The organism is Streptomyces sp. NPDC047841, from assembly GCF_040704085.1.
GTDB classification, from domain to species: Bacteria; Actinomycetota; Actinomycetes; order Streptomycetales; family Streptomycetaceae; genus Streptomyces; species Streptomyces argyrophylli.
The window spans coordinates 34,155-50,650 of sequence record NZ_JBEYRP010000027.1 but is presented as its reverse complement, the minus strand read 5'-3'; the positions used below and the strand labels follow the sequence as shown (position 1 = coordinate 50,650).

The 16,496-nt window shown below is 73.5% G+C and carries 10 protein-coding genes; 5 read left to right on the top strand and 5 right to left on the bottom strand.

All coding sequences use genetic code 11. The features are described from left to right. Positions 1 to 20 precede the first annotated feature (20 nt). Positions 21 to 524, top strand: coding sequence for a helix-turn-helix domain-containing protein (locus AB0947_RS34340; RefSeq protein WP_366754288.1), 504 nt, complete (start codon positions 21 to 23; stop codon positions 522 to 524). Between the two features lie 134 nt (positions 525 to 658). Here the strand turns inward: AB0947_RS34340 and AB0947_RS34335 are convergent, their stop codons facing one another. The 3 genes from AB0947_RS34335 to AB0947_RS34325 form a co-directional block, all read right to left on the bottom strand. Beyond that, positions 659 to 1,951 (bottom strand): hypothetical protein, encoded by a 1,293-nt coding sequence (locus AB0947_RS34335; protein WP_366754287.1) that lies wholly within the window; start codon positions 1,949 to 1,951, stop codon positions 659 to 661. A 79-nt stretch (positions 1,952 to 2,030) separates the two neighbouring features. Next, on the bottom strand, positions 2,031 to 3,323 hold the full coding sequence (locus AB0947_RS34330; RefSeq protein ID WP_366754286.1) for an MFS transporter: 1,293 nt from the start codon (positions 3,321 to 3,323) through the stop codon (positions 2,031 to 2,033). A gap of 286 nt (positions 3,324 to 3,609) precedes the next feature. After that, a complete protein-coding gene (locus AB0947_RS34325; protein ID WP_366754285.1) occupies positions 3,610 to 4,878 on the bottom strand; it encodes a radical SAM protein in 1,269 nt (422 codons plus the stop codon). A gap of 1,282 nt (positions 4,879 to 6,160) precedes the next feature. Between AB0947_RS34325 and AB0947_RS34320 the strand changes: the two genes are divergently transcribed. The 4 genes from AB0947_RS34320 (at position 6,161) to AB0947_RS34305 (ending at position 13,565) form a co-directional block, all read left to right on the top strand. Continuing rightward, on the top strand, positions 6,161 to 7,819 hold the full coding sequence (locus AB0947_RS34320) for a hypothetical protein (protein WP_366754284.1): 1,659 nt from the start codon (positions 6,161 to 6,163) through the stop codon (positions 7,817 to 7,819). Between the two features lie 8 nt (positions 7,820 to 7,827). Beyond that, entirely contained in the window at positions 7,828 to 8,940 is a 1,113-nt protein-coding gene (locus AB0947_RS34315) for a Gfo/Idh/MocA family oxidoreductase (RefSeq protein WP_366754283.1), read from the top strand. 340 nt (positions 8,941 to 9,280) lie between these two features. Next, entirely contained in the window at positions 9,281 to 10,399 is a 1,119-nt protein-coding gene (locus AB0947_RS34310; protein WP_366754282.1) for a Gfo/Idh/MocA family oxidoreductase, read from the top strand. A gap of 184 nt (positions 10,400 to 10,583) precedes the next feature. Continuing rightward, positions 10,584 to 13,565, top strand: coding sequence for a LuxR C-terminal-related transcriptional regulator (locus AB0947_RS34305; RefSeq protein ID WP_366754281.1), 2,982 nt, complete (start codon positions 10,584 to 10,586; stop codon positions 13,563 to 13,565). Between the two features lie 286 nt (positions 13,566 to 13,851). On the opposite strand, the gene AB0947_RS34300 is transcribed toward AB0947_RS34305, so the two are convergent. After that, positions 13,852 to 14,772, bottom strand: a complete 921-nt coding sequence (locus AB0947_RS34300) for a Ku protein (protein ID WP_366754280.1) — start codon at positions 14,770 to 14,772, stop codon at positions 13,852 to 13,854. 198 nt (positions 14,773 to 14,970) lie between these two features. Continuing rightward, entirely contained in the window at positions 14,971 to 16,173 is a 1,203-nt protein-coding gene (locus AB0947_RS34295; RefSeq protein WP_366754279.1) for a hypothetical protein, read from the bottom strand. Between the last annotated feature and the right edge of the window lie 323 nt (positions 16,174 to 16,496).

Here is a 16,496-nt window from a genome sequence, read left to right as displayed (position 1 = left end):
GCAACTCATCGGGAGGTGTCATGCCACGCCCCTCCACGGCCGCCCCGAAGCCCGCCTGGACGGATCCGGACTGCCCCGTGGCCCGCACGCTCGACCTCGTCGGTGACCGGTGGAGCCTCCTGGTCATCCGGGACGCGATGGACGGGGCGCGGTCCTTCACCGAGTTCCAGCGACGGACCGGCGTCGCGCGCAACATCCTCACCGACCGCCTGCGCAAGCTCATCGCCCACGGGGTCCTCGCCCAGGAGCCCGCGCCCTCGGGCCGCCGCCTGCGGTACGTGCTCACCGACGCCGGCCGCGACCTCTTCCCCGTTCTGCTCACCATGCGGCAGTGGGGAGAACGCCACGCCTTCGAGCCCGGCGAACCCCACTCGACACTGGTCGACGAGCACGGCGCCCGCGTGCCGGACCTCAAGCCGACCGGCGCCGACGGCGCCCCCGTCGACGCCGGCACCACTCACGTGCAGAAGACCGGGAATCACGTGCGGAATACCGAGGGCGCCTCGTCGCGCCCCGTGAAGTAGGTGGCGCTTCCTGGAGTCCGCCGGCAGCGGGCCGGGGGCACCCCTGCCGGGGCGGTGGCCCCCCGGTGAGCCGCACACGCAGGCGCGAACTCCGGCAGGCGAGGTCATGTCCGCCGGGTCTGGCGGTCAGGGTTTCACCAGAACTGGCGGAGGTTGAAGCTCCGCAGGGAGACGTGGCTCGCGGGCTCGGCCGAACTCCTGGCGTAGAGCAGCGGCATGGCCGTCCGGGGCGTACCGTACGCGGCGTTCCACGCCAGCCACTGGTACGCGTCCCAACCGCGCTCCATGCCGATTCCCACGCCGTTCTTCGCCAGCGTAGTCAGGGCCAGGCGGTGGTGGAAGGCGACGTCGTACCGGGCCTTGACCTGAAGCGGTTGCCGCTGGTGCCGGTCGAACCACTGGAGCGCCGAGACACCGCGCTCGCTGGGTTCGTCGGAGTCCTTGTGCAGCCTGAGCAGGCGGTCGACGTCGAGCGGCTCGTCCGTCATGAACCGTGCCATCTTGCCCTTCGCCGACCCGACGGCCGAGTCCAGTGCCCCTCCGCTTCGCCATCGCGGGTCGGCGGGCGCACCGGACCAGTCGGGGCCGAACACCTCGTCCATGTCGCGCTCGACCAGCTCGCTGAAGGGATCGAGCGGTGAGAAGCGGAATTCCGTGTCCGAGACGGCGTTGTGCCGCGCCAGCACCGACCGGATGTCCTCCGCGTGCTGATCGAGGATGCGCAGCAGGTCCTCCACCCTCCCTTCGTTCGCGTAGCGCGTGAAGACGAGGGAGTTCACCGTGCTCGCGGCCCGGTCGGTCGCCGTCTGCTGGGACACGTTGACCGTGCGTCTCCCGGCGAGCGAGTTGTCCAGCAGCGCCGCGACGAACGCCACCATGCGGCCGGCGCCCGTCGGGCTGACGTGCTCGGGGAGAACCGGGTCGCTCACACCGGCCCGGTGTGCGCACAGCCCGATCTCGACGTCGAGGGCCGGCCTGTCCTCCAGCAGCGCCGAGAGGAACCGCGCTCCGTCCAGGTAACGGTTCGACTCGGGGTTGAACGTCTCGCTCCGCCGGCTGAAGCGGAACCCGGCGATCATGGTGGGGACCAGTGCCAGCATGCGCGGCACGGTGAGGGTGCTCCGGTCGGCCTTCGGGAGCCGGTCCAGGAGCTCTCTCGCCTTGATGATCTCCTGCCGCGTGGCGGCCTGACCGCTCCCGGCGTAGATCGTCGCGGCGATCGCCGTCTCCCACCGGCGGGGCCGCTTGAGCGCCAGCGGATGGATGTCCGCCATCGCGTCCGGGGAGGGAAGCTCGAGGCCGACCGGCTCCGCGTCCCCGCGGACGCGGCACAGCTCCGCCAGCTCCCGCACGTCGATCTTCGCACCGTTGTAGCGGCTGAGCCTCTGGGACCGCGAATAGTCCCAGAACGTCACCTCATCGGCCATCACTTCGTTCTTTCCGCTCGTCGTCTCGTTCGGATGCCCGCCGTCCCCGCAGACCGGGCGCGGCCGCGGTCGGTCGTGCTCAGTGCCCGGCTCCGTGTCCGTCCGGGACGACCCGGCCGACGGCGCGGCGGACAGCGGCCAGCGCGCCGGTGGCCACCGCCGACCCGGTGGCCAGCAGGGCCCACGGCCACCAGGGGCCCAGCGCCAGCGCCCCGGTCAGGACCGACGGGGCGATCGCGGAGCCGACTCCCCAGGACAGCTGGTGCAGGCCCAGGTGCCGGCCGGGTCTCTCCTCGGGAGCCATGCGGACGGCGACGGCGTCGCTGGTGGGGGCGTGGAGCAGTTCCGCCGACGTGAACACCAGCACGGCGACCGCGAGCAGCGGGAGGACCGCCGTCCCCGGCAGCCCGCTCGCCGCGCCGAACAGTACGGCCGCCGCACACCACAGCACGGCCGCCCACTGAAGTGTGCGCAGGTACTCGCGCCGCTCCAGGTACCGCACCACCAGGGTCTGACCGGCCGTCACCAGCACGGTGTTCAGGGCGAACACCGCGCCGACGACCCAGGAGGGCTGGTGGAGCATCTGGACGACGTAGAGCGGCACGAGCACCGGGAGCGCCACGCAGACCAGCACGAGCAGCGTGTTGGCCGCCACCATCGTGACGTACGCGCGGTCGGGCCGGGGCGCGGCCGGACGGGGCCCGGCCACGGGACGGGTCCCGGGCGCGGCCGGCGCCGGGCCCTCGGACGGGCGCCGGGCGGTGACCAGCAGGGGGATGAGCAACACCGTGGCGAGGACGTAGCTGACGGCGTTCCCGGCCATGACCAGCCGCAGGCCGGTGAGGCCCCACCCGGCCAGGAATCCCGCCGCGAGCCCGCCGGCCGCCAGCCCGATGTTGCGCAGGGTGCGTTCGAGGCCGTACCAGCGGATCAACTCGCCGGGTCGGCACCGACGGGCGAGGAACGCCCGGTTGGCCGGCCAGAACAGGTTGTCCCCCAGCGCCGCGAGCGTGGCCATCACCAGCACCGCCGGCGGTGAGCCGGCCGTCAGGTAGCCGAGGAACGCCGTCGCGCGCAGCACGTGGGCCGCCTGGACGACCCGGCCCGGGCCCCACCGGTCGAGCAGCGGCCCGGACAGCGGTCCCGCTGCCAGCGCGATGGCCCCGGCCACCGTCAGAAGCGTTCCGGCGGTGGCCGCCGTCATACGGTCCTGCCGGGTGAGGTAGAGCAGCAGGAAGGGCACGGCCAGGCCGCTGCCCGTGCTGTCGACCACCACGGCGGCGAGCAGGAGCCGCTGACCGCCGAGCCGGGGCAGACCGAGCACCGTGCTCAGCCGTCCCGGCCGCGGCGGCGCCGACGGTGCGGTGCTCATCGCTGCGCGACCTCCCGGCGCCGGCGCAGCGGACCGGCCGACGGCACTGCGTCGCGGTACGGGTACACCGCGATCGCTACCGGGGCGACGAAGCCGTCGGCCCGGCCGGACCGTTGTCCGCCGGATCGCCCTCCGCAGAGCTGTTGCCCGCTGTTCCGTTGCCGGCCGGTCGGTTGCCCTGCGGTCCGTTCTCCGTGGGCCCGGCGGGCCGTCCGGCCGGCGGTGGAGCGGTCCCGTGGGCCGGCGGTGCGGGCCGGCCGGTGAGGGCCGCTGTGTGCCGCGCCCGTCACAGCGCCGCCATGGCGTTGCCGAGGTAGTTGGGCAGCCGTACCAACCGGCCCCAGAGTTCGTCCAGGTCCACGGGGTAGCTCTCCCGGTAGCGCCGGGTCACGGCCTCCACCTCGGCCCAGGTGCGCGGCATCCGGCCGTCGTTGTAGCGGGGCGCCAGCTGCTCGTACAGCTTGGTGCCGGGACGCAGGAACAGCTGGTTGAGCCCGAAGTAGCCGGGCAGGTTCGCCGCCCATTCCAGCAGCTCACCGTTCTGGCAGGCGGTGTCGTCGGGCAGCCCGATGAGGAGGAAGGCGAACGGGGTGATCCCGGCGTCCTGGAGCTTGCGCACCGCCGCGTTGGTCACGCCGGGCTTGACGCGCTTGCCCACCGGTGTGTCGGCGATCCCCGGGGACTCGGCGCCGAGCCACATGCCCTTGCAGCCGGCCGCCGCCCACTGCTCCACGTCCGTGCGCAGCACCACCTCGGCCCGGCTCTGGCCCGTCCAGCCGAGGCCCTGCCCGGTCAGGCCCTGGCACAGGTCCTTGTAGAAGGTGGGGTGGAGCCCGAAGACGTAGTCGAGGAAGAACACGAAGTCGACGCCCCGTTCCCGCATGGCCGCGATCTCGGCCAGGGTGCGCTCCACGGGCTGCGGGCGCATGCGGGTGCCGAACGGCAGATGGCAGAAGGTGCACCCGTAGGTGCAGCCGCGCACGCCCAGCACCATGCCGCACGAGCCGCGGCGCACCTGTCCGTCCATGAACACCTCGGCGGTGTACGAGGTGAGGTCGAACAGGTCGTAGGCGGGCAACGGCCAGTCCTCTGCCGCGAGTTGCGGGTAGCTGTCCACCAGGGGCAGCACCGGCAGCCCGGGCCGGCCGGCGACCAGGTCGCGCACCGCCTGCACGGCGGCGGAGTCGGCCTCGCCGCGCGCGACGAAGTCGGCTCCCAGTTCGCCGCGGGTGGCCTCGGGCAGGTGGGTGGCGTGCGGTCCGCAGGCGAGCACCGTCGCCTGCGGCCACTGCCGGCGGACCTGGTCCACCAGTGCCCGGACCGGATGCAGCACGAGCGGATAGCACTGCGCGCGGTCGGCGATGGCGGTGACGACGACCACGATGTCGGGGTCCGGGCCGGTGTCGGGCGGGGTGTCGGTGAGACGGTTGTCCCACACCGACACGCCGATGCCTTCGGCGCGCAGGGCGGCGCAGGCGTTGGCCACGTCGAGGGGGAGCTGGAGGAAGTCGCGCTCGAATTCGTCGTCGGGGATGGCGAAACAGACCTGGGTCATCGGGGACTCCCGGGCGAGGTCATGGGCGCGGGCGGCAGGTGCCTGGAGGGCGCGGGTGACGGACCCGGTCGTCCTCGGCTCCGCCGCGGTCGCGCCGGCGGGTGTGCTGGGGAAGCGGAGGTGAGTCGTGGTGCGGGGGGGCGCCGGCACCCCGGTGTGCGCGGACCCGTGGCCGGCCGGTGTACGGCGAAGGCGCCGGGCCGCCGGCCCCGGGCCGGTTCACGTGGCCTGCCGGGGCGGGTGGCCGGCGGTTACGGTGCCTTGGCGGCGGGCGCCCGGCCGCGCGGGCGGTGCGGCGGGCGGGCCGGGCCGCGGTGCTCGGCCGGCCAATGCCGGGGTCCGGCCCGTGAGCCGGTCCGCGCGCTCGCCCCGGCACCGGGACGGGTAGGCGGAGCCCCCGTGCGCCGAGGGGTTCACCGCCGCCGACGGGACCGCGTCGGCGGTGTCGAACTCCACGCCATCGTCTCCACCTCTTCTCGTCGTGGACGGGGCCTTCGGTCCGCGGCGACCGGCAGCCGGGAAGGCGGCCGGTGCCCCCTCCAGCGGAACGGGAACCGTACGGGACCGGCGTGCGAGAGGACCGCTCGCGCCGGGGCCGTCAGCGGCACCGCGAGCTTATGAAGGTCGTCCTCCGCAACCCCAGCCCCTACGGCCCCTACGACCCCCTGTTGCGCACCCGGGCGGGAGGACGCCCCCGGACGCGCCGACGAACCGAGCCGGGGTGGCGGGGCGTGAGGCAGGGGCCGGGGCGTGGGCCAGGGGCCGAGAGCCGTACAGCACACAGAGCCGTACAGCACACGGCGGTTCACCAACCGGCGCATACCGCCCGACGCCGGACGCACGCCGCGCACCAGCCGACCCGCGCCGCGCCCCCACCGCGACGCGCGCCGCATCCCGCCTGCGGGGTGGGGACACGAGGCGGGTTACGGCGTCGATACGCGGCGGGCATCCCTCCGCACCCCGGCACCCCCGTCACTTCGGCTCCCTCCCGCGCCGGATGAGCGGCAGGGGGTCGTAGGGGCCGTAGGGGCTGGGGATGCGGAGGGCGATCTTCATAGGCTCCCGGTGTGCGAGACGGCCCAGTGCGGCGTGGACGCGGCCCGACCGCAGGTCGTCTCCCCGCCCCTCCCGCCTCCGTGCTCGTCCTCGCGGGCCCCGCTCCGCCCGCCCGTTCCGTTCCCGCACAGTTCCCGCCCCGCGGCAGGAGGCACTGGCTGCCCCTCCCGGCGTCCTGGTCAGCACCGATCGATGGCCCGATCCACGACGAGAAGAGGTTGAGACGATGGCTTTTCCGGACAGCGAGTCCCTGGGTGTCGTGGTGCAGGACAGCACGGCGGCGTATCCCGGTTCAGGCCGGTACGAGATCCTCGACGGCCGCATGACGCTTCAGGACGTGGACGAGACCGTCCGCTCGGTACTGCGCGGCGAGGGCGTGCCACTCGGGGAACCCGTGGAGCGGGAGCCCGGCGGTCTCCTGTTCGAACTGGACGGCACTCCCGTGCAGTTGCGCAGCCGGCCGGTCGCCGACGCGGCCCCGGACACCCTGGACCCCGTCGATCCCCCGGCCGGCCGCACGCAGGTGCTGCTCACCGCCGCCGGACCGCTCTCCGGGCGGGCCGAGGTCGTCTTCGACCGTCTCATCGAGGCGCTGACCTTGCGCGGCCGGTGCTACACCGACGCGGAGATCGAGACGATCGTGGGCGGTATGCCGCTGGTCGCCCGCTACGCCGACGAGGAACCCGCCTTCCGTGACTGGGCGCTGATCTTCCGCGACCACTACGTGGAGAACAGCGTGGGCTTCCTGCTCGGCATGGAGCGGGCCGGCATGGACCCACGGTGGATCTTCGCGCTGTCCAAGGGCGACCGGACCGAGCACCGCGACCGTGTCCACGCCTGGTTCCTGCACCGCGGCTACCGGAGCGACACCCTGGACAACTCGGTGATCAACGGCTCGGCCGACACCGCGGCGCGTGCCTACGCCCTGGCCGTCAACGAGCGGGTGGACGACTTCGTCCGCCAGGCGCACGCGGCGGGCCGCAAGGTGCTGGTGATCGACGACGGCGGTCTGCTCGCGCAGGGGTACGGAGCCGACGGCGTTCTCGACGAACGCATCGACGGCGCCCTGGAACTGACCGTCAGCGGGCTGAAGCGCATCACGAACGCCCCCGGTGAACTGACCGTCCCGGTGCTGAACATGGCCCGTTCGCGGCTGAAGAGCATGCTCGGTTACAACGAGATAGCCGACTCCTGCGTACGCCGGCTGCGGGCCGTCCTGCCCGGTGAGAAGTTCATCGGCCGCCATGTACTGCTGCTGGGCTACGGCACGCTGGGGGGCCGGGTGGCACACGCGCTGCGCGCGCTGGGCTGCCGCGTCGCCGTGGTGGACACGGACATCCTGGCGCTGATCACGGCCGCCGAGCACGGGTACGAGACCTACACCAGCGCGGGCGAGGCGCTGGGCGCCCACGCCCCCTTCCTGATCATCGGCAACACCGGCGAGCTGGCGATCACCCACGACGATCTGCCGCTGCTGCCCGACGGCGTGTACCTCGCGGGCTTCGCCACGAAGGACTTCAGCTTGCTCAGCGAGGGCTTCGAGGGGCTGCGGTCCACGGCGATCCCCCACGTCGGCGTCCGCTACGCCCTGCCCACCGGCACCACGGCCACGCTGCTGGGCGACGGCCGCTCGCTCAACCTCTTCGAGTACGAGGGCATCGCCAACCGCGGTTACGACGCCTACCGGGCCGGCACCCTGATCGCCGCGAAGACGCTGTGCCGTGAGGCCGGTCTGCTCGGGCCCGGACTGCATCTGGAACCCGTGGACCGGGCGATCGACGACGCGGGGCTGTTCGCCGCCTACTACGAGGAGTACCTGGCCTCCGGCGCCCGCCGCCCCGCCGCCCCGGCCGCTCCCGCGGACACGACCCCGGTGGCCCGGTGAAGCCCCGCGTGTCCGGCACCCACGTCTGCGTGATCGGCTACGGGGCCGCGGGCCGGCTGCACCAACGGCTGCTGGGCGACCTCGGTTTCGACGTCAGCGTGGTCGATCCCGCCCCGGGCACCCCGCCCACCGGAATCCCGGTCTTCGACCGGGCCGAGCAGGCCGTCCGCCACCGGCCCGTCGACGTCTGGTCGGTGTGCTCGCCGACCGCCACCCACGTCGCGACGACGGCGGACGTGCTCGCCGTCGATCCCCGGGCCCGGCTGCTGGTGGAGAAGCCGCTGTGCCGTACCTGGGAGATTCCCGAGCTGACCTCTTTGCTGGACCGCCACCCCGAGGCCCGTCTGGTGGTCATGGACCAGTACCGGCACTCCCAGGCGATGGCCCTGCTGCGGACGTTGCGGCGGGAGCTGGCGCCCCGGCACGCGCTGCGGGCGGTCCGCGTCGGGTTCGGCAAGGACCGGCGGGCCGACATCGCGGCGGGCCGGTTCGTCGACCACGACTACGGCGTCTTCGGCTACGAGTGGCTGCACATGCTGGCCCTGGTGCGCGGCGCGCTGCCACCGGAGACGTACGACCGCTACATGGGCACCAGCCCGCGGGAGTGCGGTCTGCGGGTGGCGACCGATCCGGAACTGACCAGCACCGCCGCCCACGAGCAGGCCGTGGCCGACGGGGTGGACGTGGAGCTGTACTCCACCATCGTCGGCCCCGATCCGTCCGGGCCGGTGGCCGTGCCGGCGTGGTTCGACCTGCCCGCCGCGGCCGGGGAGAGCAGGCAGCGCCATGTCGAAGTGCTCGCCGGGCCCGTGCGCTTCGGGCTGGATCTGGACCCGGTGACCCTGCCGCGCGGCACCCGGCTGCCGCGCAACACCCACCGGCTCGCCGTGGAGGGTCCGGACCTGCGACGCGAGTGGCTGATCCACGACTCGCCCCTGGACAACGCCCTGCGCTGGGCGGTCGCCACGCTGCTGTCGCCCGCCGGTCCGCCCGGCCTCGACCTGCGCGGCGTGGCGCGGATCGGCCTGCTGGCCGAGACCGCCCATCCCGCCGGCCGGCGGCCCCCCGCCGTACACGACACCGCCCGCCCCGCTCCCCGGCCGCCGTCCGTCCGGACGTGACACCGCTCGTCCACGGGCTCCGCCCGAAGCTGGTCGCGCACACGGGCCGTCCCGGCGGCCCGTTCCCGTGCGCGTCCGCCAGGTGACGCCCGCCGTTCCCTGTGGCCGGTCCTCCGGCCGGGTCCCGTCGGGGCTCGGCCGGCACCTCGCCGTACGACGGTCCCGCTCGGGGCCCGCGACGGTACGGCGCGCGGGACCGGCCGGGGCCCGGCGTACGTGACCCGGCCGCCGCCGGGCGGAGCACCCGGCCGACCGCGAGAACCGGGAGTGCCGTCCCACCACGCTCCCGCTCCCCCACCACCCGGCCTGCGTTGTGGCCCCGACTGGATGAGAGGTTCCCTTGCTGACGTTCGGAGTGATCGGCTGCGGGTCGATCGGCGGTTTCCTGGCCCGGCTGCTGACCCGTGAGGACGAGGAACTGGCCGGCCGGGCACGGCTGGCCGCGGTCGCCGGCCGGGATCCGGCGCGTGCCGGGGCGCTGGCGGCCGAGGTGGGGTGCCCGGCGACCGGCGTGGCGGAACTGCTGGCCCGGCGGGACGTGGACGCCGTACTCGTGTGCACGCCGAGCGGCACCCACGCGGGGCTGGCCGAGGCGGCACTGCGTGCCGGCAAGCACGTGCTGGTGGAGAAGCCCGTCGATGTGACGCCGCAGGCCGCCGACCACCTGATCACCGTGGCCCGGCAGACGGGACGGACGCTCGGCGTGGTGTCCCAGCACCGCTTCGACCCCGCCGCCCGGCTGGCCCGTACGGCGATCGAATCCGGGCGGCTGGGCCGGGTCACCTCCGTCATGACGGAGCTGTCCTGGTGGCGCGGTCCGCGGTACTACGCCTCCGGCACCTGGCGCGGCACCCCCGACCTGGACGGCGGCGGAGCGTTGATGAACCAGGCGATCCACGCGGTGGACCTGGTGCAGTGGCTGGCCGGACCGGTGGTGGAGGTGGCCGCGCACACCGCGCGGCTGGCCCACCCCGGCATCGAGGTGGAGGACCTGGCGACGGCCAGTCTGCGGTTCGCGAACGGCGCGCTGGGCACCTTGCTCGCCACCACGGCCGCCTACCCGGGGCGTACCGCCCGGACCGCGGTGAACGGGGACCGGGGCTCCGTCGTCATCGACGACGACGAACTCGCCTACCTGCACCTCGCCCGGGAAGGCGAGGACGCGCCCGCGTACGGGGCCTTCGGCGCCGCCGACCAGTCCGCCGAGTACGCGGCGTCGCTGGTGCGCGACCGCACCCGGGACAGCGGCGGCCTGCTGTACCAGCCGCACCGCGATCAGCTCCTGGACTTCTGCGACGCGGTGCGCGAGGGGCGCCCCCCACTGGTGGACGGCGTGGCCGGACGGCAGGCGGTGGCCGTGGTGACGGCGGTCTACGCGTCCGCCAGGACCGGCCTCCCGCAGCGGGTGGACGCCGGAGGGGTCGCGGAACAGACGGGAGTGCGACGACAGCTCCTGTAAAGCCCGCCCTTCGCCGGCCGGCCCTCCCGTTCCTTGACGGAAGTCAAAAAGATCACAAAATACCGAGCGTGATCGGGTGCCTCACCCGGCCTGACCTACACTCGATCATCGACGGACGGGGGGCCACTCGTCGCGCCGGAATGCAAGGACCGGGCGGCGCCGTGCACGCGAACAGGGCGGTGCCATGCGCAGGGAAAACTGCGACTTATGTTCCACGCCGTTCGGTGACCTCCTCCGGGAGGCCGGACTGCGCAGTGGCGTCCTTGTTCTGCAAGGGGGCCCAGGGACTGGAAAAACGTTTTTTCTGGAAGAGATGAAAAGGCGCGCCCGGGCATCCGGTTCGTTGTGCCTGTACGCCACCGGATTCCGCGAGGAACGCGACGTACCCTTTTCGGTCGTCGAACAGTTCCTGCACGTTCCGGGAATTCCCGAGAGCATACGGTCGGCCGTGCGGCAACTCGTCAAGGGCGCGGCGCCCGCCACGCCGTCCGGCTCCGCCACCGCACACCTCTTGCGTGACCTCGTCTCCACTCTGGTCGCGGCGGCCAGGAACGGCGGAATCCTCGTCCTCGTCGACGACGCCCAGTACACGGACCCGGCCTCGCAGGCCTGTCTGCTCTATCTCGCCCGCCGCGCCCAGTCCCACGACATCACCTTCGTGGTGGCCTATCCACATGTCCTCCGCGAAGGCGTCCGCGCCCACCTGGAGTTCGTCGGAATCCCCGGCGCCCGCCTCATCGAGGCCGCCGGCCTGCGGGAGCAGGAGGTCCGGGAGCTGCTGGAGAACGGGCTCGGTGCCGAAGCGGCCGCCCGGCTGGCCGCGCCGGTCCACCGGATCAGCGGCGGCAACCCGGCCCTGGCCACCGCGCTCGTCCGCGACCTGCTCCTGGCCGGAACCGCCGCTCCCGAGGCGTCCGTCCCGGTCGGCGACGCCTTCCGGACCGCCTACCTCGCCTGCCTGGTCCGCCACCCGAACCTCGCGCAGACCGTCCAGGCCCTCGCCGTGCTGGGTGACGCCGCGACTCCCGCACGAGTCGCCCACCTGCTGGAGTGCACCATCAAGGAGGCCGGGCAGCACATCGCGGAACTCGAACGCGCGGGTCTGCTGGGCGACGACGGCTTCCGGCATCCGGCCGTCCCGGGCGCCGTCCTCGGCATGCTCGACGCGGAACTGCCGGCCCTGCACCGGCGGGCCGCCGAGCTGCTGTTCACGGAGGGCGCACCGGCGCTCGCCGTCGCCCGGCACCTGGTGGCCGCGGACGAACCGCCCGCCCCGTCCCGGGTGCGGGTGCTGCGGCACGCCTCGCAGCAGCTCGTCCGGGCCGGGCGGGCGGACGAGGCGCTCGCCTGCCTCCGCCTGGCCGACCGGGCCGACCTCGACGAAGGAGAGCGCGGCAAGGTCACGTCCGCGCTGGTCGACGCGGTGTGCCGCGTCAATCCCCTGGCGGCGGAGCCGGAGGTGCGCCGGCTGCTGGCCGCGGCGCGCGCGGGGCGGGCCGACTGCCGCGCGCTGCGGCTCCTCGTCATCTGGTTCCTCTGGTTCGGCTGCCACGACCAGGCACGGGAGGTGATGGCCCTGCTGGTCGCGACTTGCGAGCCGTCCCACGCACACGACGGTGCGCAGGGCTTCCGCGCGCTGATCGGCTGCCTGTGGCCGGAGTTGCTCGACGATACGGCGGTGCGTCTCTACTTGTGCACCGCCCGGGACGTCACCGCACCCGCCCGGTACGGCGCGACGGCGACGCCTCCGTTGCCCGCCGCGTCCGCCGGCTCCGCCCGCCGGCGACTTCCGACGCCCGTGACCAGCGTCGACGGAGCTGACAACGATGCCGCGGGGCGGCGCCCCCCGCCGGGGGTCATGGACTCCCAGCGGTTCTGGGAACTGGATCTCGCGACCGTACTGGAGCTGATGCAGAAGGGCGAGACGGCACTCGCCGGCCGGCTCTGCGAGGAGCAGTGGCAGCGCCTCTCCGGGCAGGAACCGCCGGCCCGGCGGGCGTTCCAGGCCGGTCTGCGCGCCCACATCCGGTGGAACCTGGGAGACCTGCGCACGGCCGCGGCCTGTGCCGCCTCCGCCCTGGACCAGCTGCCGGACCACAGCTGGGGCGTCGCGGTCGGCATGCCCCTGTCGGTCCTGATCGCCGCGCACACCCTCATGGGCGATCCGGGACAGGCGGCCCGGTACCTGGAGCGTCCGGTCCCCGACGAGATGTGGGACTCGTCCTTCGGCCCGCTGTACCGGATCGCCCGCGGATGCTATCTGCTGGAGACGGGCCGCCCGCGCGCGGCGCTGAACGAGTTCCTCGCGTGCCCCGCGTCCGGCGAGGCCCTCCAGGCGAACGCCCTCGGCCCTCTGGGCCGGCGCGCCTATGCCGCGGAGGCCTACCTGGCCCTCGGCGAGCCTGAGCGGGCCCGGCGGATGGCCATCGCGGAACTCATGCAGGACCACCGGCCGGTCGACGCCCGCGGCCGGGCCCTGCTGGTCCTGGCCGCCGTCGACGGGCCGGAGCGGCGCAGGCATCACCTGGAGGAGGCGGAGCGGGTCCTGCGCGCGGCGGGCAGCAGGCTCTCGCTCGCCCGTGCCCTCGCCCACCTCAGCCAGGCCGACCTGGCGGACGGTCATACCCGTACCGCGCGGGCACGCTGGAGGGAGGCGCTGAGCCTGGCCACCGAATGCGGCGCGCCCCACCTGCTACGCCACCTCGCGACCCCGCACGACGAGCCCTCGCCGGCGGCCGAGCCCTTCCCGGCGGAGCACGGCCGCCCGGCGCGAGCCGGTGTCCCGCCGACGGTCACCGTCGCCGTCGGCGGTCTGACGGAGGCCGAGTGGCGGGTGGCCTCGCTGGCCGCGTCAGGCAGGTCGAACCGGCAGATCGCCACCCAGCTGTACATCACGGTGAGCACCGTGGAGCAGCACCTGACCCGCGTGTACCGCAAGCTCTCCGTACGGCGCCGGTCGGACCTGGCCGACCTGCTGGGGCTCCAGCCGCAGGCGGGGGAACCGGGCCGTTCCGCTCCCCACCCGGCCCGACCCGAGCACGGCTCCGCGCCCGGCGTGCCGGCCCCGCCGACCGGCACGCAGCCCTCCCGCGAGGACGACCGACGGGCCAGGGGCACCCGGCGTACGCGAACCGCGCACACGACGGCGTCCCGTGCGGGAACGTGACCGGCCGTTCGGACAGACGGTGCCCCGCCCGGCCCGGCCCGCACGAGGCGCTCCGGAACCTTTTCCGACGGCGCCCGTGCGGCGGCGGCTAGGCGAACCGTGTCCGACCGGTGGAACATGGGCAGCGGCTGACCGGGCCGGTTCCATACACTCCCCGGCCGCCTGGAAGGCACCAGGACCGCGCCGACGGCCCCCTCCGGCCGCGGCCGCACGCACCAGGCCCCGCTGGGCTCGGCTCGGCTCGATGGCGCGGTTCCTCGAAGCCGCCCGGTCCGAACGACGGAGCCTAGGCGCTGCGGGGCCGGCGGCCCGCTGTCTTCTTCGCGGCCGACTTCTTCGCCGGGGTCTTCTTGGCCGGCTGTTTCTTCGCGGCGGCCTTCTTCGGCTGCGGCAGCTCGTGCACCTCGGCCGGGCCGGCGTGTTCCCCTCGGGATGCCTTCGCCTTGGACACCGATTCCTGCAGCGCGGCCATGAGGTCCAGTACCGCGGCCGGCTCTTCCGGTGCGGGCGCCTCCGGCAGCGGCTTGGCCTCCCGTTTCGCCTCGATGAGCTGCGCGATGGCCTCGGTGTAGCGGTCCTGGAACTCGGGGCCTTCCAGTTCGTCCACCGTCATGGTGTCCATGAGCGCCAGTGCGCCCTCGATCTCCGCCTCGGACACCTCGGTCGGCGGCGGGAGCAGCTCGGTGGGGTCGCGGATCTCGTCGGGCCAGCGCATGGCGTGCAGGACCAGGACGTCGTCGCGCACCCGCAGCAGGCCCAGTCTCTCGCGGCCCGACCAGGCGTACTTGGCGACGGCCACCTTCGACGACCGTGACAGGGCCTTGACCAGGAGCTTGTACGGCTTGGCCGCGACCTGGCCGGCGGGCTGGAGATAGTAGCCGTCGGCGATGCGGATCGGGTCGACCGACTCCAGGGGGACGAACGCGTCGATCTCGATCGCCCTGGCGGTCGGCAGGGGCAGGTTGCCGAGGTCCTCGTCGGTGATCGGGATGACCTGCGTCCTGGTCAGCTCGTATCCCTTGCCGATCTCGTCCTGGGAGACCTCGCGGTCCTCCAGCTCGCACACCTTGCGGTAGCGGACCCGTCCCTGGTCGGGCAGGTGGTACTGGTGGAAGTGGATGCTGTGGTCCTCGGTGGCGCTGACCACCTGGATCGGCACCGTGACCAGGCCGAAGGAGATCGCGCCGGACCAGATCGCTCGGGGCATGGCACACCTTTCCTGCTCACCCCGAGCACCTTCAGCCTAGGGACATCACCGGCGGCCCGCATGTGTCCGCGCGGCCGCGCGCACCGCCCGCGGGGACGCGCGACGGAGCGGGCCGGTGCACGGCACGCCGTGCGGGAACCGGACCCGGGCCGCTGCTGCGTCGGCAGTACCCTCGCGCAGCCCGGTGTCCGGCGGATCTCAGGCGGACGGCACCAGGGAGAAGACCACCCGCTTGCCGGTGGTGGTGTTCTGCCGCTCGTTGAGCGCCCACAGGCGCCCGGACGACGGGGCGTAGGAGAGGTTCTGGGTCAGCGGCGGGGCGTGGGTGAGGACGTGGGGCGCGGCGCCCGGCAGGGCCCGGTGGATGCAGTACGGCACGTCGGAGTCGGTGGTGCCCGCCGTCTCGGGGCACTCGCCGCTGAAGTAGTAGTAGGTGCCGTCCGTGGCGGCTCCCTGCACCTTCCAGATCGGCACGGTGTAGGCACCGGTCGCCGTGACCGTCCCGGTGTAGTCGTTGTCGGTGTCGGTGTCCGGGAGCGCCGTGTTCGCGTTCAGGGGCCAGCGGATCAGCGGTCCGCCGCCCTTGGTGGCGATCTGCGAGGTGACCAGGGCGTCCGGTGAGGACGTCCGGTCCAGGCTGAGCGAGGTCAGGCACGGCCGTGTGGCGTCACAGGGGTCACCCGTGTCGCCGCTGAAGTAGACGCCGACCATGGGCAGCGCCCAGTTGTGGTAGCGGGCCGAGGACGTGCCGATGCCCAGGATGCCGACCTGGTCGGTGGAGGTGTCGCTCATCTTCCACAGGTGCCGCAGGTCGTAGACCTGTATCTGGTGCCCGGTGGCGACGAAGAGCTTGTTGCCGTACCAGGTGACACCGTCCGCATGGCCGCTCAGCACGTCCGTCCCGGACCGGTCGCCGGCCCCGCCCACCGGGCGGAACGTGGAGCCGCTGCCGGTGGAGTACGGGTCGACCAGCAGCACGTGCTGGTAGGTGACCGACGTGCCGGTCGACTCCGCGATGGTGATCCGGGCGTAGTCGTTGTCGGTGTAGTGCCACGAGGCTATGTAGAGGTAGTGGCCGTTCCAGGTGCCGCTCGGCTGGGCGTCGTGCGAACCGGTCAGTCCCTGGGGCGTCCAGACGGCGGAGGTGTCGTCGGCCTGGTCCCAGCAGAAGCCGTCGTACTTCAGTGAGCCGTCGAGGCTGGTGTTGTGGCACAGTGCCGCCCGTCCGGCGTGACCGCCGTCGGCGAGCACCTGGTCGGGCGAGGTGCGCACCGAGACGCTCCCCGATGCCTCGATCTGCCGGATCGCGGCGCCGCGGTTCGTGAAGTCACCCGCCCGCATGGTGAACCCGCTGGGGTCGATCGGGGCCAGGGCGGAGGTGGCTGCCGCCGGATGAGCCACGGACAGGGTGACCGCCGAGAGCAGCAGGGCCAGGAACGCGCCGACCGCCCCGATCCAGCGGTGGGGTGTCCCATACAGGATTCTGTTCCTGCGCGCTGACGCTACATCAGCAACCGCCGCCTGCAGAGGGGGTGGGCTGCCGGCCGGTCCGCGCGCCTGCGTCCACGACCGCCGGACGCCACCGCCCCCCGCGTTCCGCTCCTCCAGCGGGGTTCGCGGGTGACGACGCGGTCGGGTCAGGCTCGCGGATCGATCCCCCGTAGGGCGATGAGCGGCGGGAATAGACCGCGTGGATGCCGGTCATCCACAGAATCGATTTCCCC